19 protein-coding genes are annotated in these 22,780 nt (G+C 69.5%); 8 read left to right on the top strand and 11 right to left on the bottom strand.

Translation table 11 applies throughout. The annotated features are described in order from the left end of the window. Positions 1 to 5: 5 nt before the first annotated feature. Complete coding sequence (locus ABD357_RS19845) at positions 6 to 1,580, bottom strand: MFS transporter (RefSeq protein ID WP_344391694.1); 1,575 nt, start codon at positions 1,578 to 1,580, stop codon at positions 6 to 8. A gap of 134 nt (positions 1,581 to 1,714) precedes the next feature. Continuing rightward, the gene (gene trhA / locus ABD357_RS19840) at positions 1,715 to 2,431 is read right to left on the bottom strand and encodes a PAQR family membrane homeostasis protein TrhA (protein WP_344391692.1); all 717 of its coding nucleotides are present in this window, start codon (positions 2,429 to 2,431) and stop codon (positions 1,715 to 1,717) included. Between the two features lie 341 nt (positions 2,432 to 2,772). Between trhA and ABD357_RS19835 the strand changes: the two genes are divergently transcribed. Then, positions 2,773 to 4,596, top strand: a complete 1,824-nt coding sequence (locus tag ABD357_RS19835) for a phosphoenolpyruvate carboxykinase (GTP) (protein WP_344391691.1) — start codon at positions 2,773 to 2,775, stop codon at positions 4,594 to 4,596. Between the two features lie 432 nt (positions 4,597 to 5,028). Here ABD357_RS19835 and ABD357_RS19830 read toward each other — a convergent pair whose 3' ends face one another. The 6 genes from ABD357_RS19830 to ABD357_RS19805 form a co-directional block, all read right to left on the bottom strand. Then, positions 5,029 to 5,628 carry a hypothetical protein gene (locus ABD357_RS19830; protein ID WP_344391690.1) on the bottom strand — a complete coding sequence of 200 codons (600 nt, stop codon included), beginning with the start codon at positions 5,626 to 5,628 and terminating at the stop codon, positions 5,029 to 5,031. Beyond that, the gene (locus ABD357_RS19825; protein ID WP_344391689.1) at positions 5,615 to 7,174 is read right to left on the bottom strand and encodes a substrate-binding and vWA domain-containing protein; all 1,560 of its coding nucleotides are present in this window, start codon (positions 7,172 to 7,174) and stop codon (positions 5,615 to 5,617) included. The genes ABD357_RS19830 and ABD357_RS19825 overlap by 14 nt, the downstream gene beginning before the upstream one ends. Further along, positions 7,171 to 8,346 (bottom strand): toxic anion resistance protein, encoded by a 1,176-nt coding sequence (locus ABD357_RS19820; RefSeq protein WP_344391688.1) that lies wholly within the window; start codon positions 8,344 to 8,346, stop codon positions 7,171 to 7,173. The genes ABD357_RS19825 and ABD357_RS19820 overlap by 4 nt, the downstream gene beginning before the upstream one ends. A 13-nt stretch (positions 8,347 to 8,359) precedes the next feature. Next, a complete protein-coding gene (locus tag ABD357_RS19815) occupies positions 8,360 to 9,433 on the bottom strand; it encodes a substrate-binding domain-containing protein (RefSeq protein WP_344391687.1) in 1,074 nt (357 codons plus the stop codon). Between the two features lie 304 nt (positions 9,434 to 9,737). Next, complete coding sequence (locus ABD357_RS19810; protein ID WP_344391685.1) at positions 9,738 to 10,154, bottom strand: SCO4983 family protein; 417 nt, start codon at positions 10,152 to 10,154, stop codon at positions 9,738 to 9,740. A 99-nt stretch (positions 10,155 to 10,253) separates the two neighbouring features. Then, positions 10,254 to 11,465: a pyridoxal phosphate-dependent aminotransferase gene (locus ABD357_RS19805; RefSeq protein WP_344391683.1), complete on the bottom strand. Its 1,212-nt coding sequence runs from the start codon at positions 11,463 to 11,465 to the stop codon at positions 10,254 to 10,256. 200 nt (positions 11,466 to 11,665) lie between these two features. Here ABD357_RS19805 and ABD357_RS19800 point away from each other — a divergent pair, with 200 nt between their 5' ends. Both ABD357_RS19800 and ABD357_RS19795 read left to right on the top strand, forming a co-directional pair. Then, a complete protein-coding gene (locus ABD357_RS19800; RefSeq protein WP_344391681.1) occupies positions 11,666 to 12,328 on the top strand; it encodes a hypothetical protein in 663 nt (220 codons plus the stop codon). A 155-nt stretch (positions 12,329 to 12,483) separates the two neighbouring features. Then, on the top strand, positions 12,484 to 13,425 hold the full coding sequence (locus tag ABD357_RS19795) for a S1 family peptidase (RefSeq protein WP_344391680.1): 942 nt from the start codon (positions 12,484 to 12,486) through the stop codon (positions 13,423 to 13,425). An 18-nt stretch (positions 13,426 to 13,443) separates the two neighbouring features. Here the strand turns inward: ABD357_RS19795 and ABD357_RS19790 are convergent, their stop codons facing one another. Both ABD357_RS19790 and ABD357_RS19785 read right to left on the bottom strand, forming a co-directional pair. After that, complete coding sequence (locus ABD357_RS19790; RefSeq protein WP_344391679.1) at positions 13,444 to 15,066, bottom strand: N-acyl-D-amino-acid deacylase family protein; 1,623 nt, start codon at positions 15,064 to 15,066, stop codon at positions 13,444 to 13,446. 19 nt (positions 15,067 to 15,085) lie between these two features. Continuing rightward, positions 15,086 to 16,402 (bottom strand): amino acid deaminase, encoded by a 1,317-nt coding sequence (locus tag ABD357_RS19785; RefSeq protein ID WP_344391678.1) that lies wholly within the window; start codon positions 16,400 to 16,402, stop codon positions 15,086 to 15,088. A gap of 174 nt (positions 16,403 to 16,576) precedes the next feature. Between ABD357_RS19785 and ABD357_RS19780 the strand changes: the two genes are divergently transcribed. The 5 genes from ABD357_RS19780 to ABD357_RS19760 all read left to right on the top strand — a co-directional run bounded on the left by ABD357_RS19780 (position 16,577) and on the right by ABD357_RS19760 (position 21,184). Further along, on the top strand, positions 16,577 to 17,602 hold the full coding sequence (locus ABD357_RS19780) for a sugar kinase (RefSeq protein WP_344391677.1): 1,026 nt from the start codon (positions 16,577 to 16,579) through the stop codon (positions 17,600 to 17,602). Beyond that, positions 17,599 to 18,369 (top strand): IclR family transcriptional regulator, encoded by a 771-nt coding sequence (locus ABD357_RS19775; RefSeq protein ID WP_344391676.1) that lies wholly within the window; start codon positions 17,599 to 17,601, stop codon positions 18,367 to 18,369. Before ABD357_RS19780 ends, ABD357_RS19775 begins: the two co-directional genes overlap by 4 nt. Then, positions 18,366 to 18,785 (top strand): RidA family protein, encoded by a 420-nt coding sequence (locus ABD357_RS19770; protein WP_344391674.1) that lies wholly within the window; start codon positions 18,366 to 18,368, stop codon positions 18,783 to 18,785. The genes ABD357_RS19775 and ABD357_RS19770 overlap by 4 nt, the downstream gene beginning before the upstream one ends. A gap of 220 nt (positions 18,786 to 19,005) precedes the next feature. Continuing rightward, a complete protein-coding gene (locus ABD357_RS19765) occupies positions 19,006 to 20,496 on the top strand; it encodes a GntP family permease (protein WP_344391673.1) in 1,491 nt (496 codons plus the stop codon). Between the two features lie 88 nt (positions 20,497 to 20,584). Next, positions 20,585 to 21,184: a hypothetical protein gene (locus ABD357_RS19760; RefSeq protein ID WP_344391671.1), complete on the top strand. Its 600-nt coding sequence runs from the start codon at positions 20,585 to 20,587 to the stop codon at positions 21,182 to 21,184. A 73-nt stretch (positions 21,185 to 21,257) separates the two neighbouring features. Here ABD357_RS19760 and ABD357_RS19755 read toward each other — a convergent pair whose 3' ends face one another. Beyond that, complete coding sequence (locus ABD357_RS19755) at positions 21,258 to 22,604, bottom strand: M14 family metallopeptidase (protein WP_344391670.1); 1,347 nt, start codon at positions 22,602 to 22,604, stop codon at positions 21,258 to 21,260. Positions 22,605 to 22,780: the final 176 nt, after the last annotated feature.

Here is a 22,780-nt window from a genome sequence, read left to right as displayed (position 1 = left end):
GCCCGTCATTGTCCGCCATCGGACTCGGTACGAGCCATGACCGGGGCCTCGCCCTCCGTGGCCTCCTCCGCCTTGGCGGGCCGTACGTTCGGCAGCAGCGCCGCCGTCAGCAGGGCGGTCACGAGCGCCGCGATGCCGCACACCACCAGGACCGTGCCCATGCCCTCCACGTACGCGGCGTCGGCGGAGCGGGCGAGGCCGGGCAGGCCGAGCCGTTCGGCGATTGCGTGCGCGCCGGTCAGCGACTCGCGCGCCGCGTTCGCGGCCTCGGCCGGGAGGCGCGAGGTGTCGATCCGGTCGCTGTAAGCACTGGCGACCAGGCTGCCGAGCAGCGCGATGCCGATCGCGCCGCCCACCTGCCGCAGCGTCATCAGCAGCCCGGATCCGCTTCCGGCTTCATCGCGGGGGATCCCGCCGAGCGCCGCGTCCATCGCGGGCACCATCGCGAGGCCGAAGCCCAGTCCCGCGATGGTCAGCCAGAGCGCAGTGAACCCGTAACCGCTGTCCGCCTCGGTGCGTGAGCCGAGCAGCGCGGCGAAGCACAGCACGGCCAGGCCCGCGGTGACCACCGGGCGTGGCCCCATGCGCTGCACCAGCGGCGTGCTCATCCTGGCGGAGACCATCAGCCCGCCCATCATCGGCAGCAGCCGCAGCCCGGTGCCGAAGGCGTTGCTGCCGCCGACCTCCTGGAGGTACGTGGGCAGCATGAACAGCAGGCCGGAGAAGACGAAGGTGCCGAGCGTCGCGGCGAGACTGTTGAACAGGAAACCGCGGTGCCCGAGCAGCTTCAGATCGAGCATGGGCCGCACCGCCCGGCGCTCCCGTACGACCAGGGCGGCCAGCAACATCGCGGACAGCGCGAACGAGCCGAGCACCAGCGGGCTGCCCCAGCCGCGCTCGGGAGCCTCGATGATGCCGAAGACCAGCGCACCGAGACCGATCGCGCTGTACGCGGTGGACAGCACGTCGACGCGCGGCGATGCCGGGTCACGGGACTCCGGCAGCAGGAACAGGCAGGCGGCGACGCCCATCGCGACCATCGGGATGTTGATCAGGAAGATCGAGCCCCACCAGTAGTGGTCGAGCAGCAGCCCGCCGACGAGCGGCCCGAGCGGCATGCCCGCGGCCATCGAGGCGGTGACGGCCGCGACCGCCTTGCTGCGCTCCTCGGGCCCGAACATCGACGGCAGCACGGACAGCCCGAGCGGGATCACCAGCGCGGCGCCCACACCCATGACCGTACGGGCCGCGATGACCAGCTCGGGCGTCGAGACGAGGGTGCCGAACAGGGCGCCGGCGAGGAACACCAGGAGCCCCGCGATCAGCATCCTGCGCCGGCCGAAGCGGTCGCCCAGCAGTCCGGCGGGCAGCATCAGCGCCGCGAACACGACGACATACGAGTCCACGATCCACTGGAGCTCACCCGTGCTCGCCTCCAGCTGCTCGGCCATCGTCGGCAGCGCGACGTTGAGGATCGTCAGATCGAAGCCGAGGACGAGCATGCTCGCGACGAGGGCGCCGAGGGCCCACCAGCGGCGGGGGTCGGGTCGGGTCTCAGCCCGTGGAGTGACAGCAACCATGAAATGAGAGTAACTCTCAAAAGGGGTCAGCTGTCAATGAGTGGGTACGAGTACGCCATGAGTACGCACGAGTGAGCACGCAAAAGTGGCCGCGGCTCAAGAGCCGCGGCCACTGAAGGCAAGGTCGACGGGGACTATCCGTGCTGATACGCCACGATCGAGATCCCGATGTAGTGCGCCACGAACGCCACCAGCGTGAACGAGTGGAACACCTCGTGGAAGCCGAACCACCGCGGTGACGGGTCGGGGCGCTTGAGGCCGTAGATCACGCCGCCCGCGCTGTAGAGCAGCCCGCCGACGATCACCAGCACGAGGACGGCGATCCCGCCCGTGCGCATGAAGTCGGGGAGAAAGAAGACGGCCGCCCAGCCCATCGCGATGTAACACGGGGTGTAGAGCCAGCGCGGGGCGCCGACCCAGAACACCCGGAAGAGGATGCCCGCCGTGGCCGCGGCCCAGATGCCCCAGAGCAGCCACTGCCCCTTGGCGGCGGGCAGGAGCAGCATCGTCAGGGGTGTGTACGTCCCCGCGATGATCAGGAAGATGTTCGCGTGGTCGAGCCGGCGCAGTACGCCGTCGGCCCGCGGCGACCAGTCTCCCCGGTGGTAGACGGCGCTCACGCCGAAGAGCAGGCAGGCGGTCAGGGCGTAGATCCCGCAGGCTATGCGTCCGCGCGTCGATTCCGTGAGCGCGGTCAGGGCCAGGCCGGCGACGAGCACGGCCGGGAACATCCCGGCATGCAGCCAGCCCCGGAGCTTGGGCTTGACCGGATGTGGGAGGTGGGAGAGCGCGGCGGAGACGCGGCCGGCGGCCGGCGAGTCCAAGGGCGCGTCGGAGGCGGACGCAGTCATGAGGCGAATCGTACCTACGGAACCGTAAGTCCTGAATCAGTTCGGCCCTGTGATAAGGGCCAAGTGGCTTTCCTCTCACCGAGGTTTGAGGGCGGGGCGACCCGGCCTGCTACGGCGAATTGGGGGCAAATCAGACAATGGGCGGGGAACCCCCGGGGGGAATCGCGTGGCGATGGTCACGTCTGCTCAGGTGTGAGGCGCTCTGGACATATGCGCAAACCCATCGGATGATCATATGAGTGCGGTCGGCACCGGATGAGCGCCATGATCCAGACGTACAGCATCCGGGCCGCGGCCCCCAAGGGGCACTCGACAACAAAAACCCTCATCTAGGAGCAATCGTGGCGCGCGACATCGCGGCTCCCCCTGCCGTTCCCACCAACCACCAGGAACTGATCTCGTGGGTCAACGAGATCGCGGAACTCACGCAGCCGGACAACGTGGTCTGGTGTGACGGCTCAGAGGCGGAATACGAGCGACTGAGCGAGGAGCTCGTCCGTAAGGGCACCTTCAAGAAACTCGACCCGATCAAACGCCCGAACTCCTACTACGCGGCCTCAGACCCGACCGATGTCGCCCGGGTCGAGGACCGCACCTTCATCTGCTCCGAGAAGGAGGAGGACGCGGGTCCGACGAACCACTGGAAGGACCCCGCCGAGATGCGGGAGATCTTCGCCGGTGAGCAGGGTGTCTTCCGGGGCTCGATGCGTGGCCGGACCATGTACGTCGTGCCGTTCTGCATGGGCCCGCTGGGCTCGGACCTCTCCGCGATAGGCGTCGAGATCACCGACTCCGCGTACGTCGCCGTCTCCATGCGCACGATGACGCGTATGGGCCGGCCGGTCCTGGACGAGCTCGGCTCCGACGGCTTCTTCGTACGTGCTGTGCACACGCTCGGGGCGCCGCTGGAGGAGGGCCAGGAGGACGTTCCGTGGCCGTGCAACTCCACCAAGTACATCTCGCACTTCCCCGAGACCCGCGAGATCTGGTCGTACGGCTCCGGATACGGCGGCAACGCGCTGCTCGGCAAGAAGTGCTACGCCCTGCGCATAGCCTCCGTCATGGCCCGCGACGAGGGCTGGCTGGCCGAGCACATGCTGATCCTGAAGCTGACGCCACCGCAGGGGGAGTCGAAGTACGTCGCCGCCGCCTTCCCTTCGGCCTGCGGCAAGACCAACCTCGCCATGCTGGAGCCCACGGTCCGTGGCTGGACCGTCGAGACCATCGGCGACGACATCGCCTGGATGCGCTTCGGTGAGGACGGCCGTCTGTACGCGATCAACCCCGAGGCCGGTTTCTTCGGCGTCGCGCCCGGCACCGGTGAGCACACCAACGCCAACGCGATGAAGACGCTGTGGGGCAACTCCGTCTTCACCAACGTCGCGCTGACGGACGACGGTGACATCTGGTGGGAGGGGATGACCGAGGAGACGCCCGCCCACCTCACGGACTGGAAGGGCAACGACTGGACGCCCGAGTCCGAGACCCCCGCCGCCCACCCCAACGCCCGCTTCACCGTCCCCGCCTCCCAGTGCCCGATCATCGCGCCCGAGTGGGAGGACCCGAAGGGCGTGCCGATCTCGGCGATTCTGTTCGGCGGCCGGCGTGCCACCGCGGTCCCGCTGGTCACGGAGTCCTTCGACTGGAACCACGGCGTGTTCCTCGGCGCGAACGTCGCCTCCGAGAAGACGGCCGCCGCCGAGGGCAAGGTCGGCGAACTGCGCCGCGACCCGTTCGCCATGCTGCCGTTCTGCGGCTACAACATGGGCGACTACATGGGGCACTGGATCGACGTCGCCAAGGACAAGGACGCGTCCAAGCTGCCGAAGATCTACTACGTGAACTGGTTCCGCAAGAACGACGCGGGCAAGTTCGTGTGGCCCGGATTCGGTGAGAACAGCCGTGTCCTGAAGTGGATCGTGGACCGGCTGGACGGCAAGGCGGAGGGCGTCGAGACGCCGATCGGCATTCTTCCGGCGAAGTCCGCCCTGGACACGGAGGGTCTGGACCTCTCCGAGTCCGAGCTGGACTTCCTCCTCACGGTCGACAAGGACGTCTGGCGCGAGGAGGCGGCCCTGGTCCCGGACCACCTCAACACCTTCGGCTCGCATACGCCGACGGAGCTGTGGGACGAGTACCGGGCGCTGGTGAACCGCTTGGGCTGAGCCCGGGTTGGGTTCGCCCCCGCCGCCCTTACCCGTCCCATCCCGGGGTCGGCCCCGGAGCCCCGCTGGGGGCTGCGCCCCCAGACCCCCTTCGGGGCTCCGCCCCGGACCCCGTTCGGGGGCCGGCCCCCGGACCCCCGGTCCTCAAACGCCGGACGGGCTGATTTTCCTCCGGACCGGATCAATTTCAGCGGGACGGGCTGATTTTCTTCCGAACCGGATCAATTTCGGCCGGGCCAGCTGACTTTCAGCGGGGGCCAGCTAATTTGCTGCCGGACCGGCTGAATTCAGCCCGTCCGGCGATTGAGGACGAGGCCGCCAGGCCGATGCGGGTCCAGGGACGCAGCCCCTGGTGGGTTCTGGGCGAAGCCCAGGGGACGGGAATGGGTAGGGGCGGCGGGGGCGAAGAACCCCCCGAACCGGACCCGCCGCCTACGACCGGTCCTCCAAGTACCGCGTATGCGACTCCTGACGACGAGCCTCCACCTCCCGGAGGCTCGTCGTCAGCGTCTCCATCTCGCCCTGCAGCAACGCGAGCTGGCGCTCCAGATGCCGCTCCGGCGGTTCCGCGCCGGGAGTCAGGCGGGTCCACCAGCGGGCACGCACGTAGGCGTCCACCGCCTCCGGAACGTCCTGGCGCACCGTCCGGGACAGAGCGTGCACGCCCTCCGGATCCTGGGCGAGGACCTTCATGACCCAGCCGGGAGCGAGCAGGGCTGCGAGGAGTTCCGTCAGCTCGGTGAGGCGGCCGGAGGCCGCGGGCGGGAGTTCGACGTCGGCCAGGTAGTCGCGCAGCTTGGCGAAGTCGTCGCGCAGCTCGTCCAGCTGCGCCGACGGGTCGGGGAAGTCCGGCAGTGGCGGGCGTTCCGGCGGGGCGATGAGCGCGCCCGCGCCGTACAGACCCGCGACCACGACCGGCCAGTACGCGCCCGCCAGCCCCGTGAACGTCAGCCCAAGACCCACAACGCCCAGGGCACTGCCCGTGAGGTTCTTCCGGGACTCCAAGTACGCGAAGAATTTACTGATAGCCACGGATCTCCTCGAAAGCACCGTCGAGCGAACCCTTCTGGGCGTCGAAGAGACGGCCACCGGTCAGCTCTGCGATGTGCTCCAGCTCGGCCCGGTCGGAGTCCCCGAAGAGGATCGGGAAGACGGGAATCTCCCGCTGCTCGCCGGGCAGCCCGGCGTAGAAGCCGTCGAACTCCTCCGGCCCCGCCCCCACCGTGTTCTCGCCGTCCGTCATCAGCACGATCGACGTGAACGTGTCGTCGTCGGCGCCCAGATGCTCGTACGCCTTCTCCAGCGACGTATAGATCGCCGTGTCCCCGGAGCCCGTGAGCGCCTCGGTGTCGCGGCGGATCCCGTCGAGACCCGTCCGCGGGTCCTCGGGCCGCACCACATGCGTCCGTACGCTCTTGACGGCGGAGCCGAACGGCATCAGCGTCACCTCCTCACGGTCGCGGAAGTCGCCCGTCAGGGCGGTGAGCGCCTTCTTCAGCTTCCCCAGGCGGCCTCCCTCGCGCATCGAGCCCGAGGTGTCGAGGACGTACACCGTGCGCGAGGGCCGGCGCAGCTTGTTCTCGTACGCGTCGAGGAGCCCGTCGGCGACGGACTTGCTGCCGGGGAACGGGAGTTCACGGCGGCGGCTCGGGTCGAGCCACGGCGCGGGCGTTACGGAGGCGACGACCGGACGGCGACCCGTACGTTCCGTGATGTGCTGCTGGACGTCCGGGGCGCGCAGGGCGTCGGTGAGGCGACGGACGGTCTCGCGGGTGCTCTGGTCGGTGGCGGCGAGCGAGGCGAGCGGGTAGTCGGCCGTGACCACGCCGTCCTTGGGGCGGATCACGGTGAGGTTCTCCTCCACACCCCTCAGGGTCATCAGCACCGACTCGTAGTTGAGCAGCGCGTCGACGGTGCCGCGACGGGCGTACGCGGATGCGAGCCAGCGGGAGGAACCCGACGTCAGCTCCTGCCCCTTGAAGAACTCCGCCAGCTTGGGGGTCGCCCTTTCCACATCCGCGTCCGTCAGCGCGGACTGGGCGCCGGAAAGGCCCGAGGCCACCGAGATCAGTGCGGAGAAACCGGAGTTGGAGCGGGCCGGATCCGTCATGCCGTACGTCAGATCACCGGCCGCCACCGCCTGGTGCACCTGTGACCAGGTCAGGTCCTCCGGCTTCCAGCCCAGCCGGCGTACCGTCTCCGGCTTCATGCCGATCGCCACCGGGCTGGACATGATCGAGGTCTGCGACACGACCTTCTTCGCGGCGCCCGCGTCCAGGCGCAGATAGTCGCTGGAGGCCAGCCACGCGGCGTCGTACGCGCCGTCCGCCTTGCCCGAGGCGAGCCGGTCGACCGCGTCGCGCGTGCCCATATAGGTGGGGACGACCTTGATGCCGGTGTCCTCGCGGATGTCCTCCAGTACAGGGCCCATGTCGGACAGCTCGCTGGAGGCGAGGACGCGGAGGGTGCCGGGTTCGGCCTTGGCGGGCTGCCCGGGCTTCTCGGAGCTCTCGCCCGATGTGCACGCGGTGACCGCCAGCAGCAGGACGGCGGCCAGCGCGGTTTGGCGACCTCTCACGCGAGCCCTCCTTCCAGCGCGCCCTGCGCACGGGACCGCTCCAAGTACGCGGAGGCCTGCTGGAGTTCGGAGGTCAGGGACTCCACCGTGGCGGCCATCGTCTCCGTGGCCTGGGCCTTGTAGTTGTCGATCGTGTCGAGGGTCCGGTAGATCTGCTGGAAGGCGCTGCGGAGCGTCTCCGCCCCCACCGCCGGGTCCGCTGCGATGCGTTGGATCTCGCCGGACTGCGTGGCGAGCATCTCCGCGTTGCCGCGGATCAGCTCCTCCGTCGTGCCGCGCAGCGCGTTGACCTGCTCGACGACCTTGCGCTGGTTGTCCAGGGCGGAGGCCAGCATCACCGAGATGCGCAGCGCGGACACGGTGGTGGTGGCCGCGCGGTCGACGCCCTTGATCAGTTCCTCGTTGTTGCGGCGTACGACATCCATGGCCAGGTAGCCCTGCGCGCACACCGCGAGCTGGGTGAGCAGGTCCTGGTGCTTCTGGCGCACCGGGAACAGGACGTCGGCTCGGAGTGTGTCGGCCTGCGCCGGATCCGTGGCCTCGACGCCGGCGATGTGCCGCTCGACCGCCTCGTCCAGGGCCTGCGTCAGGACGACGTACTCCTGGAGCTTGCCCATCGTGTCCCAGAGGCGGACGCGTTCGGTCTGCAGGGCGGCGTTGTCGCGGCGCAGCTCGTCCTGGCCGCCGCGCAGGGAACCCACGATCTTGTTCAAGGTGCCTTGTGCGGAGGCGTACTTGGCGACGTGGTCGCGCAGCTTGTTGCCGCCGGGGAGCCTGGACAGCAGCTTGCGGCCCTTGCCCGCGGGCAGGTCGCGCGGGTCCAGGTCCTCGACCGTACGCCGGAGTTCGACGAGCGAGGACGAGACGCGGGACTGGGCGTCCTCGCCGTTCGAGGGCAGGCTGCGGATGGTGCGGTCCAGCATGCGGTTGGACTGCGCGGACGCGGAGCGCATCTCGCCCGAGCCGAGGGCGACGATCTCTCCGATCTTCCCCGCGAACTCGGGGGAGCGGGCGTCGAGGGCGGCGAGCCCGCCGACGTACTCCTCCGCCTTGCGCGCCATGTCCGTACGGACCGACTCGTCGACGGGTACGAGCCCGCCGGCCTTCTCCTTCGGCACGGCCGCGACGGGCTCGGGCGGAGTGAGGGTGAAGTCTTCGTTGTCGCTGGTCACTTGCTGTTTCCCCCTAGCCCCGGGCCTGGCGTGCCATCTCGTGCAGCACCTTGGAGGCGGGCACGGGCGCCTGCCGGACGCCGGTCAGCTTCTGATTGAGATACGTGGTGTGGGCGGCGGTCGCCGCCGCGAACTCCGCGCTCGCGTCCTGCGGGCGGAACCCGTGCCGCACCGCCAGCTTGCGCAACTCCTTGTCGGTGCTGAGGAGTTCACCGAGCGAGCGGCCCTCTTCTGTGAGGGGTACGACGGTGTGGTCGCTGTTGGCGGTGGTGTCCGGGTAGAGGACGGTCAGGTCGTCGACGGACTCGCCCCGCATGAGCAGGGAGGCGACCTGGGACTCGTACACGAGGACGAGCGGATTGCCGACCCCGCTGACGAAGTCCCGGAACGCCGCGTCCGAGCTGGTCTGCTGCGCGCCCTGGACGCTGATCAGCTTGCGCATCAGGGGCGCGGTCTGGTCCACGGCCGAGGTGTCGGCGGCGACACGGCCGCCGGCGGCGACGTACGAGGCGGCCGCGAGGTAGAGCGCGCCGGAGTTCGAACTGGTCGGGTCGGTGGTGGAAACGAACAGCGTGCCCGTCAGTTCGCCGTACCTGTCCGCGCCCTTGAGCTGCTGCCAGGTCTTGTTGTCCTGTGCGGCCTTCAGATAGGCGGTCATCTTCAGGGTGCCGTTGCCCTTGCCGGCGGTCGCGATGCCGTTCGCGGCCAGTACCTCGGCGGCGTTGCGGTGCGCCACGACCACGAGGGGCGAGTAGAAGGGGCGCGGCAGTGGCTGCCGTACGCCGTACTTCTTCGCCAGTTCCTCGGCGGGCGCCTGGCTGCCCGGAAACGCGAAGTCGTATCCCTTCAGATCCAGGCCCTCCATGGCCCAGGAACCCGACGTCTCCGTCTCCACGGTGTAGCCCTTTGCAGCGAGGGCCTTCACCACGTCGGGATCGGTGAAGAACTCGGCCTTCTCCGACCCGATCACTCCTCGCACGGTCTTCGTTGCCGTGCTCTTGTCCTGCCCTTCGCGGCCCGCGACGACGGCTGCTGCTACTCCGCCGATCAGGAGTACCGCGAGGACGACTGCGACGATTCTTCTCACACCGGGAGAGTGCGCGCGGAATCCAAAATTCCCCGGCGAAAGGGATGAACAGGTGGTGACTTACCGGTCCCGGTATCGCTCCCGGGCTGCCAGGGGGTGGGCGGGGGTTTCTTTTCCCCAGCCCCGCCCCTTCCCGAAACTGGGGGCTGCGCCCCCAGGCCCCCACCCCCTGGCGGGGGGCGCGAGCAACCACAACGCACCCGCAGCGTCAAACGGCCCAAGCGAACGCAGTGCCATGGCACCCGGCCCGCGCGTCGCTGCGGGTGCGCGCGGACCGGGGCCGATCAAGGGGAGCCCGGAGGGCTCAGTGGGCGGCGAGTTCGTGAGCGCCGGAGGCGATCGCGGCGCCGTGCGCGTCCATGCGCTCCGCCGCGAGGATCGCCGCCGCCGTATCCGCCCGCGACGCCGCCACGACAAGCGCACGCCCGGCAAGGGCATGCGCACGCTCGTGCAGCGCGACAAGACGCGGCTTGTGCAGGCCTGCAGACGTGCGGACCGGCGGCCGGCCGCCCCGCAGTCGCGCCACCTGCCGAGCCAGCCGCTCCGCGGCCACGTCAAGGTCGTCGGACGGCGAGAGGCCGCGCAGCTCATCCGTCACCGCGAGCAACGCCGCGAGATGACCGGCGAGCTGGATGTCCAGCTCTTCCTCCCGCGACCGGTGCGGAAAGTCGGCGGAACGGGGCGGCGTGTGGACCGACTTGGTGCGGATCGGTTCGTACATGGGGGACGGCCTCCTGTGCTCTGACAGGAAGCCATCCTAGCTTGGATTCTGTCTAAAGTTGAGTCGGTTCGCAGAAGAGATTCAGAGGATCACGGAGCGTCACGGCTGGCTGTAGCCGTCGAGGAAGTTCCCGATCCGCGTCACCGCGTCCGTCAGATCCCGCGCCGTCGGCAACGTCACCACCCGGAAGTGATCGGGCTCCGGCCAGTTGAACCCCGAACCCTGCACCACCATGATCTTCTCGGCCCGCAGCAGATCCAGCACCATCTGCCGGTCGTCCTTGACCTTGAACACCTTCGGATCGAGCCGCGGGAAGAGATACAGCGCTCCCTTCGGCTTCACGCACGTCACGCCCGGAATCTGCGTGAGGAGCTCATGCGCCACATCGCGCTGTTCCCGCAGTCGCCCGCCGGGCAGCACCAGGTCGTTGATCGTCTGCCGGCCGCTCAACGCGGCGACCACACCGTGCTGACCGGGCATGTTCGCGCAGAGCCGCATGTTCGCCAGGATCGTCAGCCCCTCGATGTACGAGTCGGCGTGCGCCCGCGGCCCGGAGATCGACATCCACCCCACCCGGTAGCCCGCCACGCGGTATGCCTTCGACATCCCGTTGAAGGTGAGCGTCAGCAGGTCCGGGGCGATCTTGGCGGTCGAGGTGTGCGTGGCGTCGTCGTAAAGGATCTTGTCGTAGATCTCGTCGGAGCAGACGAGCAGGTTGTGCCGGCGCGCGATGTCCGTAAGGCCGCGCAGCATCGCCTCGTCGTACACCGCGCCCGTCGGATTGTTCGGGTTGATGATCACGAGCGCCTTGGTCCGGTCGGTGACCTTCCGCTCGATGTCGGCGAGGTCAGGCATCCAGTCGGACTGCTCGTCGCAGCGGTAGTGCACGGCCGTACCGCCGGACAGGGACACCGCGGCCGTCCACAGCGGGTAGTCGGGCGCCGGTACGAGGACCTCGTCGCCGTCGTCGAGCAGGCCCTGCATCGCCATCACGATCAGCTCGGAGACGCCGTTGCCGATGAAGACGTGCTCGACGTCCGTCTCGATGCCGAGGGTCTGGTTGTGCATGACGACTGCGCGACGTGCAGCGAGCAGGCCCTTCGCGTCGCCGTAGCCGTGCGCCGACGACACGTTGCGGAGGATGTCCTCGAGGATCTCGGGCGGGCACTCGAAGCCGAACGCGGCCGGATTCCCCGTGTTCAGCTTCAGGATGCGGTGACCGGCCGCCTCGAGTCGCATCGCCTCCTCGAGAACCGGGCCCCGGATCTCGTAACAGACGTTGGCGAGCTTGGTCGACTGGATCACCTGCATGTCCGCGAGCTTACGGCCGTGTAACGCTCGGTGGGGCGTGTTTTCCACCACGCGAGACGTGGCGCTTTGGGTGGATATCGGTCTCAGTTACACCGCAGGCCCCTCTTTTCTCTACAATCCCCCACCATGTTCCGGACACAGAGCGCGGCAGAAGTACGCACGACGCCTATGCCGCGAATAGGTCAACCGGTGCGTACGACGTGAACGACGCATACCGGGAGAACGTCGAAGGCCAAGGCGCGCCGCCTGTGTACTACCCGTACGGCGACACGGCTCCGCCGTACGACGCGTGCGCGGACCCGGCGGTCGCGCACGGGTGGCAGAACGCGTACGACAACACGCTCCGCATCGAGCCCACGGCGGACGTGGAGGATGCGGGGGACGCGGGGCATACGGGGGGCGCGGATCTCCCCGAGGACGTAGGGCGTCACGAGCGGCTGATGCGTCGCCGCCGGTTCCGGTTGAAGAGACGTTTGGCCGTGGCCGCCGGTGTGGCCGGCATCGGGATCTTCGCCGTCGCGATCTCCGGACTCTTCGGTTCCGAGTCCTCCGGGAAGGGGGACCAAGAGGCGCCGAAGGCCCAGCCGTCCTCCTCGGCCACGGACGGACGGGGCTCGACCGCCCCGTTGGTCGACGACCCGTCAGGAGCATCACCCAAGGCCTCGGACGGCTCGTCCTCCGAAACGCCGGACAAGGTCTCGGTGAGCCCCTCACCGAGCGACTCCCGTTCCGCCGGATCCGGTGACTCCGGCGAACCCGCCACAGGGACATCCTCGACTACGGCCGCCGCCCCCACGAGCGAGCCGGGCAAGGCGAATGGCAACGCCGGTCGGGGGCAGGGAGCCACCAAGCGCCCCAAGTAGCGGTAACCGCTGGGCCGTACGGCGTGAACCGACCCCAACCGGCGGCGTGATACAACTCCTTGCTCATACGCCCCTCTACGATCACAATGCGCATGACAATGCATCGGGCGGCCGGAAATTCTCCGGTCGCCCAAGTCGTAAGAGGGGACCCCCACATGAGAAAGCCTCTCGTCGCCGCGCTCAGCGCCCTGGCGCTTGCCGGGCTCGGCGCGGTGCCGGCCGGCGCGGCAACCGCCGGCGCGGCCGAGCCCACGGCCTCGACCGCGGGCAAGGGCGTGGACACGGACACCGTCACATCGGTGGCCCATGACGTGGTCACGTCCACCACGGCGAACCTGTCCCGGGTCACCGCGCCGAAGGCCCAGGCCGTGGACTTCGCCGGCACGGTCTCGCTCAGCAACTGTTCGGGTTCGGTCATCCGGCTCCCCGACTCCGAGGACAACGACCCGGCCCTGGTGATGTCCAACGGCCACTGCCTGGAGGCCGGCTTCCCGGAGCCCGGCGAGGTCATCGTCGACCAGCCGTCCAGCCGCACCTTCGGGCTGCTCAACTCGGCCGGTACGCGCGTAGCGACACTCCGGGCCGCCAAGATCGCGTACGCGACGATGACGGACACCGACGTGTCGCTGTACCAGCTGACCAGCACGTACAAGCAGATCCAGGACTCGTACGACATCCAGGCCCTGGAGCTCAACGCCACGCGCCCGGCCGCCGGAACCGCCATCAGCGTCGTCTCCGGTTATTGGAAGCGGATCTACAACTGCAGCGTGGACGGCTTCGCATACCGCCTGCGCGAGGGTGCCTGGACCTGGAAGGACTCGGTCCGCTACACCTCCGCCTGCGACACCATCGGCGGTACGTCCGGTTCGCCCGTGGTCGACGACGCCACCGGCAAGGTCGTCGCTGTCAACAACACCGGCAACGAGGACGGCGCCCGCTGCACCGACAACAACCCTTGTGAGGTCGACGAGAGCGGCAACATCACCGTCCGCGAGGGCATCAACTACGGGCAGCAGACGTACCAGATCGTCCCCTGCGTCGGGCTCGACAACAAGATCGACCTGAGCCGGCCCGGGTGCACCCTGCCCAAGCCGTAGCTTCCGGCAGGCGGGCGGTCACGTGGCAGTCCGGCGGACCGCCCGCCCCGCCAGTACGTCAGTGCGTCGGCCGTCCTCGATGACGGAACGGCCGTCGATCAGGACGTACGGGATGCCGGTCGGGAGCGTGCGCGGCGCGTCGAACGTAGAGCCCGCGGCGACCGTGGCCGGGTCGAAGAGGACCAGGTCGGCCCGGTACCCCTCGCGCACAAGGCCGCGGTCCGGCAGCCTCAGCCGGGCCGCCGGGCGCGAGGTGAGATGCGCGACGCACTCCTCAAGGCCGAGGACGCCCAACTCCCGTACGTACCGGCCGAGGTACTGCGGGAAGGTCCCGTACGCGCGCGGATGCGGTTTGTCGCCCTGGAGGATGCCGTCCGAGCCGCCGGTGTGGACGGGGTGGCGCATGATCTGCTGGACGTTCTCCTCGTGGCCGACGTGCTGCAGGATCGTCGAGCCGAGTCCGTCGTCGAGGAGGAGGCGGCGGGCGGTGGTCCAGGGGCTCTCGCCGCGCTCGTCGGCCGACTGCCGGACCGTGCGGCCCACGTAGGGCGCCAGCGCCGGGTTGGACACGCCCGAGATCTCGATGGTGTCCCACTCGATGGGGACGCCGTGGCAGCCGTCCGCGCCCACGACCTCCATGTGATGGCGGATCCGTTCGGCGGTGTCCTCGTCCTTCAGCCGGGCGAGGGTCGCCTCCGGGCCGCCCTCGCTCGCCCAACTGGGCAGCATCGCCACGAGAGTTGTGCAGCCGGGGGTGTACGGGTACGTGTCGAGGCTGATGTCGGACCCCGAGGCGAGTGCCTCGTCGAGGAGCGCCAGCAGGTCCGGGGCCTTCCCCTTGTTCACGCCGAAGTTCATGGTGGCGTGGGCGAGATGGAGGGCGCAGTTCGCCGTGCGCGTCAGCTCCACCATCTCCTTGTACGCGTCCAGGGCGCCCGCTCCGTACGAACGGTGATGCGGGCAGTAGTAGCCGTCGTACTCCGCCACCACCCGGCACAGTTCGGTGAGTTCGGCGTCCTTGGCGTACATGCCGGGGGTGTACGTGAGCCCGGACGACAGTCCGACCGCGCCCTCGCGCAGCCCCTCGGCCACCAACTGCCGCATCCTGCCCAGCTCTTGGGGTGTTGCCTCGCGGTCGTCCCAGCCGACGGCCAGCATGCGGACGGTGCCCTGGGGGATGAGGTACGCCGCGTTCACCGCGATGCCCTCGCCGTCGAAGCCGTGGTCCAGGCGGTCCAGATACTCGCCCACGGAACGCCAGGTGAAGTCGATGTCCTCGCCGTGGCCGTTCCAGCCGGTGATCGCGCGGCGCACCTCGGCGAGCGTACGGTCGTCGACCGGCGCGTACGACAGCCCGTCCTGTCCGATGACTTCGAGGGTCACCCCTTGCGCGGCCTTCGCACTGTGGTCCGGGTCCCTCAGCAGGGCGAGGTCGCTGTGGGCGTGCATGTCGATGAAGCCGGGGGAGAGGACGAGGCCTTCGGCGTCGAGGACGCGGGTGGCGGTGGGCCGCAGACAGCCGGCCGCCGCGGCCTCCTTGACGATCGCGGTGATCCTGCCGTCCGCGACGGCCACATCGGCGCGGTAGGAGGGCTCACCGCTGCCGTCGACGACTTCCGCGTCGCGGATGACGAGGTCCATGCCGGGCTCCCAGGAGGTCTCAGAAGTAGGTGCGGATGTAGTCCACGACCGTGCCGTCCGCCTCCACGAGCGGAATCAGCGGCCACTTGTCGAAGGACGTGCACGGGTGGGAGAGGCCCAGTCCGAGCCAGTCGCCGACTCGCAGGTCCGCCTCCGGGGCCGTACGGAGCCAGCCGTGCTGGTCGGAGAGGCCGGTGACCGTGATTCCGGTTGCCGGGCGCTCCTCGGCGCCGGAGCGGACCACCTGGGCGAAGGGGAGGTCCAGGTCGTACGCCGCGTCCCGCTTGCCCGCGTTGACGAAGGCCTGCTCGGGGGAGGGGCGGGAGACGACCTGGGTCCAGAGGCGGAAGGCGGGGTGGAGGGCGCCCTCCTCGGGGACGCGGTTGAAGGGGGTGATCCGGCGGTAGTGGCCGTCGTCGTGCGAGACGTATGCGCCGGAGCGCAGCAACTTCAGTACGGGCAGGGAGAGTTCGGGGATCCCGTCGAAGACGTCGGCCACCGCGTCGAACCAGGCGCTGCCGCCCGCGCTGACCACGATCTCCTCCAGGTCCGCTCCGGCGAAGCGGCCCGCCTTGTCGAAGTCGGCGGCCAGGGCCACCAGACGCCGCAGCCATGCGTGCACGCGCTCCGGGTTCGCGTCCGGCACCTCGCCCTCGTAGCCCGCCACGCCCACCAGGCGCAGGGTGTCCGCCGCGGCCACCGCGTCCGCGACGGCCGCGCACTCCGCCTCCGTACGTATGCCGGTGCGGGCGCCGTCGCCCGCGGCCAGCTCGACGACGACGTCCACGGGGCGTGTGGGTCCGCTCCGGGATGCGCGCAGCGCGGCGTCCATCAGCTCGACGCCGCGCACGGAGTCGACGTAACAGATGAGCCGGAAGGACGGGTCGGCTGCGAGCTCGGACGCCACCCACTTCAGGGCAGCCGGGTCCACCAGCTCGTTGGCCAGGAAGACGCGTTGGATGCCGAAGGCGCGGGCCACCCGCACTTGGTGCGGTACAGCAAGCGTGATGCCCCACGCTCCGTACTCGATCTGGCGGTGGAAGAGCTGGGGCGCCATCGAGGTCTTGCCGTGCGGGGCGAAGGCGAGGCCGTGGCGGGTCGCGTACGTCTCCATGAGCTGGAGGTTGTGCTCCAGGCGCTCGGCGGAGAGGGCGAGGACGGGGGTGGTGAAGCCGTCGGTGAAGAGGTTGCGGCGCTGGGCGGTCAGCTCGCCGACCGTCAGGCCCTCGGCGTCGGGAGGGAGGCCCTTGAAGCGGTGGTCCACGCGTTCCTCCGCGAGCGCGGCGAGACCTTGTGCGCCTTCTGCGGCGGTGTCGCGGGGGGTGTCGGCGGCCATGGAGCCTCCCTGTTCCTCAGGTATTGCATTATGTGCAACGCTCATTGCGTATAGCGCTCCCTGCTGTCTAGCATCTCGGCCAACGCCGGGTCAACGGAGCCGCTGCGACCCGCGAACCCACGAGGAGCCTCCGCCATCGTCACCCCTACCGGACCCGCTCGCACCGAAGCTGCCGTGGACGTCGTCACGCTCGGCGAGTCCATGGTCACGTTCCTGCCCTCCCGGCCGGGGCGTCTCGCCGACGTACCGTCCTTCGACCGGGGCATCGGCGGCGCGGAGTCCAACGTGGCGTGCGGGCTGGCCGCCGCCGGGCACTCCGTGAAATGGGTCAGCCGGGTCGGCGACGACGGCTTCGGCGACCACCTGGTGGAGACGATCGCGTCGTACGGCGTCGACACCTCCGCCGTACGACGCGATCCGGCGCGCCCCACCGGCATCTACTTCCGCACGGCGGGGGACCGGGCCACCGACGCCCACGAGGTTGCCTACTACCGGACGGGTTCCGCTGCCTCCGCGATGGCGACGGACATGGTGGACCTGGACGCACTCCGCTCGGGCCGCGTTCTCCACCTCTCCGGGATCACGGCCGCCCTGTCCGACGACTGCCTCGGCCTCCTGCGCGAGCTGACCGCGCGCCGGCCGGGACGCCCGCTCGTCTCCTTCGACGTCAACCACCGGCCGGGCCTGTGGCGCGACACGGAGGGGCCGCGCGTCCTGCTGGATCTGGCGCGCGGCGCCGACATCGTGTTCGTCGGGGACGACGAGGCACGGGACGCGTGGGGACTGCACGGTGCCGCGGCCGTCCGGGAGGCGCTGCCCGAACCGGACCTGCTGGTCGTCAAGCATGGCGAGAGAGGAGCGACCGTCTTCGACAAGAGCACCGGCGGCGTGGGCGAGGACGCCACGGGCACCGCCACCTTCGTAGGGGCCCTCCGCGTCGACGTCGTCGCCCACGTCGGCGCCGGGGACGCCTTCGCCGCGGGCTTCCTGTCCGCGACCCTCCGCGGGCTCCCCGTGCGGGACCGCATCCGGCACGGGCATCTCATGGCCGCCGCCGTGCTCACCGTGCCCGGAGATCTCGGGGAGCCGCCCGCCCGCGAGCACGCCGACCGGCTGGTCGCACTGGACGACGGCGCGTGGGGGACACTTCGACTCGGCCCCGGGTGGACGCGGGCCAAGGAGGAGGTACGTACCCCATGAGCCAGACCGTCGACCGTGCCCTGAGCATCCTGCCGCTCCTCGCCGAGGGCCCCGCCGACCTCGGCCAGGTCGCCGAACGGCTCGGCGTCCACAAGTCCACCGCGCTCCGGCTCCTGCGCACCCTCCACGAGCACGGCCTCGTCTACCGCCAGTCCGACCAGCGCTACCGCCTCGGCGCCCGCCTCTTCGCCCTCGCCCAGGAAGCCGTCGAGAACCTGGACATCCGGGAGATCGCCCACCCCCACCTCGTACGCCTCAACGAGCAGTGCGGTCACACGGTCCACCTCGCCGTGCACGAGGAGGGCGAGGTCCTCTACATCGACAAGGTCGAGAGCCGCTACCCGGTGCGCATGTACTCCCGTATCGGCAAACCCGTCGCCATCACCGTCGCCGCCGTCGCCAAACTCCTCCTCGCCGACCTGCCCGAGCCCGAGCGCCGCGCCCTCGCGGAGAAGCTCGACTACCCCATGTACACCGCCCGTTCGATCCCCAACGCCCCCGCTTTCCTGAAGGAGTTGGCGACCGTACGCGAACAGGGCTGGGCCACCGACCTCGGCGGCCACGAGGAGTCCATCAACTGCGTGGGCGCCCCGATCCGCGGCACCGACGGCCGCGTCGTCGCCGCCATGTCGGTCTCCGCGCCGAACGTCGTCGTCACCGCCGACGAACTCCTTACGCTGCTCCCGCTGGTGCGCCGTACGGCGGACGCCATCAGCCGCGAGTACTCAGGCACAGGCAACACCCCAGTCAAGGAAGGAAGTTCATGACCGAGAAGACCGAGAAGGTCGCGCTCACCCCCAAGACCCACACCACCCCGCCCGCGAAGTTCTCGCATGGAGTCAAGAAGGGCAACATCCTCCAGGTCGCCGGCCAGGTCGGCTTCCTGCCCGCCGTGGAGGGACAGCCGCCGACGCCCGCCGGGCCCACCCTGCGCGAGCAGACCCTCCAGACCCTCGCCAACGTCAAGTCGGTCCTCGAAGAGGGCGGCGCCACCTGGGACGACGTGATGATGGTCCGCGTCTACCTTACGGACGTCGACCACTTCGCCGAGATGAACGGCATCTACAACGAGTACTTCGAGGAGCAGAACCTCACCGCTCCGCCCGCCGCCCGCACGACCGTCTACGTCGGCCTGCCCGCGGGCCTACTCATCGAGATCGACGCGCTGGCCGTACTGGGCTGACGTCGCCGGTCCGGGGCTGATGCCGCCGATACGCAGCTGATGCCGCCGGTACGTGGCCGACGCCCCCCTTCAACTCCCGCACCCCGTACCCCATCACGGTGCGGCGCCCTCCCCCAAGCTCTCCATCCCGGGCCGCCGCACCGCGATCCCCCCTGCCCGGCTGTGCCCTCTGGGGGGAATCCCCCAGACCCCCTTGCGATGCACTTAAGAGGCCCCCTCCATGTCATCCCCCCTCATAGCCACACCCCTCGCCGCGGAGACCCCGGAGCCCCCACCCCACACCGGCGGCCTGCTCACGCTCATCGACGGAACCGCCGGACTGCTGACCATCGCGGCGCTCGGCATCGTGCTTCTGCTCGTCCTGATCATCAAGGTCAGACTCCAGCCGTTCGTCGCCCTGCTCGCCGTATCGATAGCCGTCGGCCTCGCGGCCGGCCTCTCCGTCACCGAACTCTTCGGCACCGTCCAGCGGTCCGACGCCGTCTCGCTCATCGAAGACGGGATGGGCGGGACACTCGGCCATGTCGCGATCATCATCGGCCTGGGCACCATGCTCGGTGCCGTGCTCGAAGTCTCCGGCGGAGCCGAGGTGCTCGCCTCCCGGCTGCTGGGCCTCTTCGGCGAGAAGCGCGCCCCGCTCGCCATGGGCCTGACCGGCCTGATCTTCGGCATCCCGGTCTTCTTCGACGTCGGCATCTTCGTGCTCGCGCCGATCGTGTACGCGGCGGCCAAGCGCGGCGGCAAGTCGATCGTGCTCTACGCGATGCCGCTGCTCGCCGGCCTGTCCATGACCCATGCCTTTCTGCCGCCGCACCCCGGCCCCGTAGCTGCCGCCGGACTGCTGAAGGTCGACCTCGGCTGGGTCATCCTGATGGGCGTCGTCTGCGGCATACCCGCCGTGCTCGCCGCCTGGGTCTGGTCCGCGTGGATCGGCAAGCGGCTCTTCGTCCCCGTACCGCAGGACATGGTCGAGGCCGCCGACGAGGCGAAGGCGGCACTCGCCGAGGAGCAGCGCAAGGACGGCGTGACGCCGCCGGAGAAGCCGGTTCCGCTGGGCATCGTGTTCGCGATCATCGGCACCCCGCTGCTTCTGATCCTTCTGGCAACGTTCTCCTCCATCGCCTTCGACCCCTCCACGGGCCGCAGCGTGATCGAGTTCTTCGGCCACCCCTTCGTCGCGCTCACCATCGCGCTGCTGCTCGCGTACTACCTGCTCGGCATCCGCCGCGGCTGGTCCCGCAAATCCCTGGAGACCGTGTCGAGCGCCTCCCTCAAGCCGGTCGGCAACATCCTGCTGGTGGTCGGCGCGGGCGGTGTCTTCGGCGCCGTGCTCCAGGGCAGCGGGGTCGCGCAGGCCCTCTCGGACACCTTCAACGACGTGGGCCTGCCGGTGCTCGTGCTCTCGTATCTGATCTCGCTGGTCCTGCGCGTGGCCCAGGGCTCGGCGACGGTCGCGATCGTGACGACGGCGGGCATCGTGGCGCCGCTGCTGTCGGAGGGCGACCACTCCCAGGCCTTCGTCGCCCTGGTCATCATGGCGATCTCGGCGGGTTCGATCTTCGCCTCGCACGTCAACGACGGCGGCTTCTGGATCGTGGCCAAGTACTTCGGCCTCTCCGAACGCGACACCCTCAAGACCTGGACGGTCCTGGAATCGGTGCTCTCTGCCGCCGGGTTCGTGGTGGCGGCGGCGCTGAGCGTGTTCGTATAGCGGCTGTCCGGACGGATTCCGGCCGCGCTCAATCACGAGTGACGCCCCGGCCCCCCACGCCACAGCTTCATCGGCCATACTGCCCACCGTGGAGCAGCGCATAGGACCCAGCATCCAGCCCTTGCAAGGCGCGGCAGCCGACCCGGCGTTCGTCCCCGGCATCACGGGCCCGCGCCCTGCCGATCCCAAGGACCCCAAGGACCCGGCCGAGGAGACCGCGGCCTCGGAGGAGAACGCCTCCGAGGAGTCGGAGACGGCCGCCGAGCAGGCTGCCCACGTCTCCGACGAGGGCGCCTCGGCGGAGTCCGACGAGGCGGACCAGTCGGACGACGCGGACGAGACGGAGGCGTCTGCCGAGGCGGAGGAGGCAGTCGAGTCGGAGCCGGACGACTCGGAGGCGGCCCCCGCCGACGGCCCCGTCTTCGAGGCCTCCGACTACCGCGCGAAGATCACCGCCGACCACCGCGGCGTACGACTGCGCCTGGACGATCATGAGGCCGAGTTCCGCTGGGACGAGATCGGCGCGGTCGAGTCGGAGACCTCGCGCTTCGGCCGCTGGTACACCATCACCGTGCACACCCCCGAACGCCGCTGGTACCCGGTCGAGCTCCGCATCCCGTCCCGCGCCAAGGTCAAGGAGTGGGAGAAGGAGCTGGACGAGGTCCTGGACGCGTACTTCCAGGAATAGCCGCGTACACCAGGAGTGAGGGTGCGCCCCCGAGCCGAGCCGGGGGCGCACCCTCACACACCTCACTCGCCCGTCAGCAGTACTGGTTCTCCTTGCCTATGGACCGGTACATGCAGTCCGCGTTCTCCAGCAGTTGGAGCACCGCGTCCCGGTTGCGGGACGTCTCGCGCTCGATGACCTCGTCGGGCGGGTAGAAACCGCCGCCGCCGGCCGATGACGGATACATCTCGAAGGTGTAGCCGAAGATCTTCTGGTTGCCCCACAGCCAGTCGTCGATCGAGCCGTCCGTGATGTAGAGGTCGCTGGACTGCTCGGCGGTGTAGCCGTTGCTGGCGGCCATCTTCCCGCCGACCGTGGCGAAGGCGTTGCGGTCGTCGGCCGTCATGCCGGTGGTCGTGTCCGCGTTCGTGTAGCCGAAGGGCCACAGCACCAGCTCGCTGTACGTGTGGAAGTCGATGCCCGCCTTGATCTGCTGCGTACCGCCGACGACCCGGCTGCGTACGAAGTCGGCGACGACCTTCACCTCGGGCGCGGACTCGGCGGCCGGACCCCGGTAGGTGTCGGACGACGGCGAACCGGAGGAACCGCCGCAACAGCCCCAGCGATAGGCCCAGTTGCGGTTCATGTCCGTACCGACGTACGAGGAACCGCTGTTGGGCTGCCGGTTCTTGCGCCAGGAACGGTACTGCCCGGTCGCGATGTCGTACTCGCCGCCGTCCGGGTTGAGGTCCGGGAGGATCCAGATCTCGCGGTTGTTGACCATGTTCGTGATGCGCTGGTCGGAGCCGTATCCGGCGCCCAGCTCACGCAGCAGGTAGAGCGCCATCTCCACGGTGAGGTGCTCGCGTGCGTGCTGATGGTGGGTCATCAGTACTTCGGGCTCGGACTCGTCGGTCGCGACGTTGTCGCTGATCTTGATGGCGACGATGTCCCGGCCCTGGTACGACTTCCCGATCACGCGCCTGCTCATGATGTTCGGGTACGCCGAGAGCCGCTGGCTGATCTCCGTGTTCATCTCGGCGTAGTTGTGATAGCGCGAGTCGGCGGAGGGAAAGTCGAGTACGCCCGCGTCCGCGCTGCTGGACCGGTCCGGAGCCGCGCCCAACGGCGAGATCTCGTAACCGAGTTGGCTCAGCTTCTTGGCCTGGGACGCTCGGCCCGAGACGACGACGGTCTCCTCGTCGGCCTCGTCCACCGTCACGCCCGTGCGGGCGATGGCCGTACGGGTGGCCGCGCTGCTGTTGTGCAGATGGATCTCGTACTGGCGGACCTCGTCGTCGGCCTCGGACGCGGCCACCGGTGCCGGTGCGCCACCGGGCGCGCCGGACGCGCTGGTTGTGGCGCTGATGGGCGCCGCGAGGGCGAGCGCGAGGAGGGTGCCGAGGAAGGCCGTGCGCCTGCCTCTTATGCGTAGCCGCATTGAGTCTCCTAGTTTCTCCAGGACTTCCGGGGTCTCCGGAAAGGTGGGGGGTTGGAGCGGGGGGTGGTTCAGTGCGACGTCTGTGCGGGTGTGGCGCTCATCGTGAAGGTATGGCATGACCGGGTCAAGACCAGGCGAAGGTCCATCGCGCCTACATGCATGCCCCCTTGTGCCAT

The sequence above is a fragment of the Streptomyces vastus genome, assembly GCF_039532825.1.
Classification (GTDB): Bacteria; Actinomycetota; Actinomycetes; order Streptomycetales; family Streptomycetaceae; genus Streptomyces; species Streptomyces vastus.
Note: the sequence above shows the minus strand (reverse complement) of the source record. Positions and strands in the feature narration are given on the sequence as shown.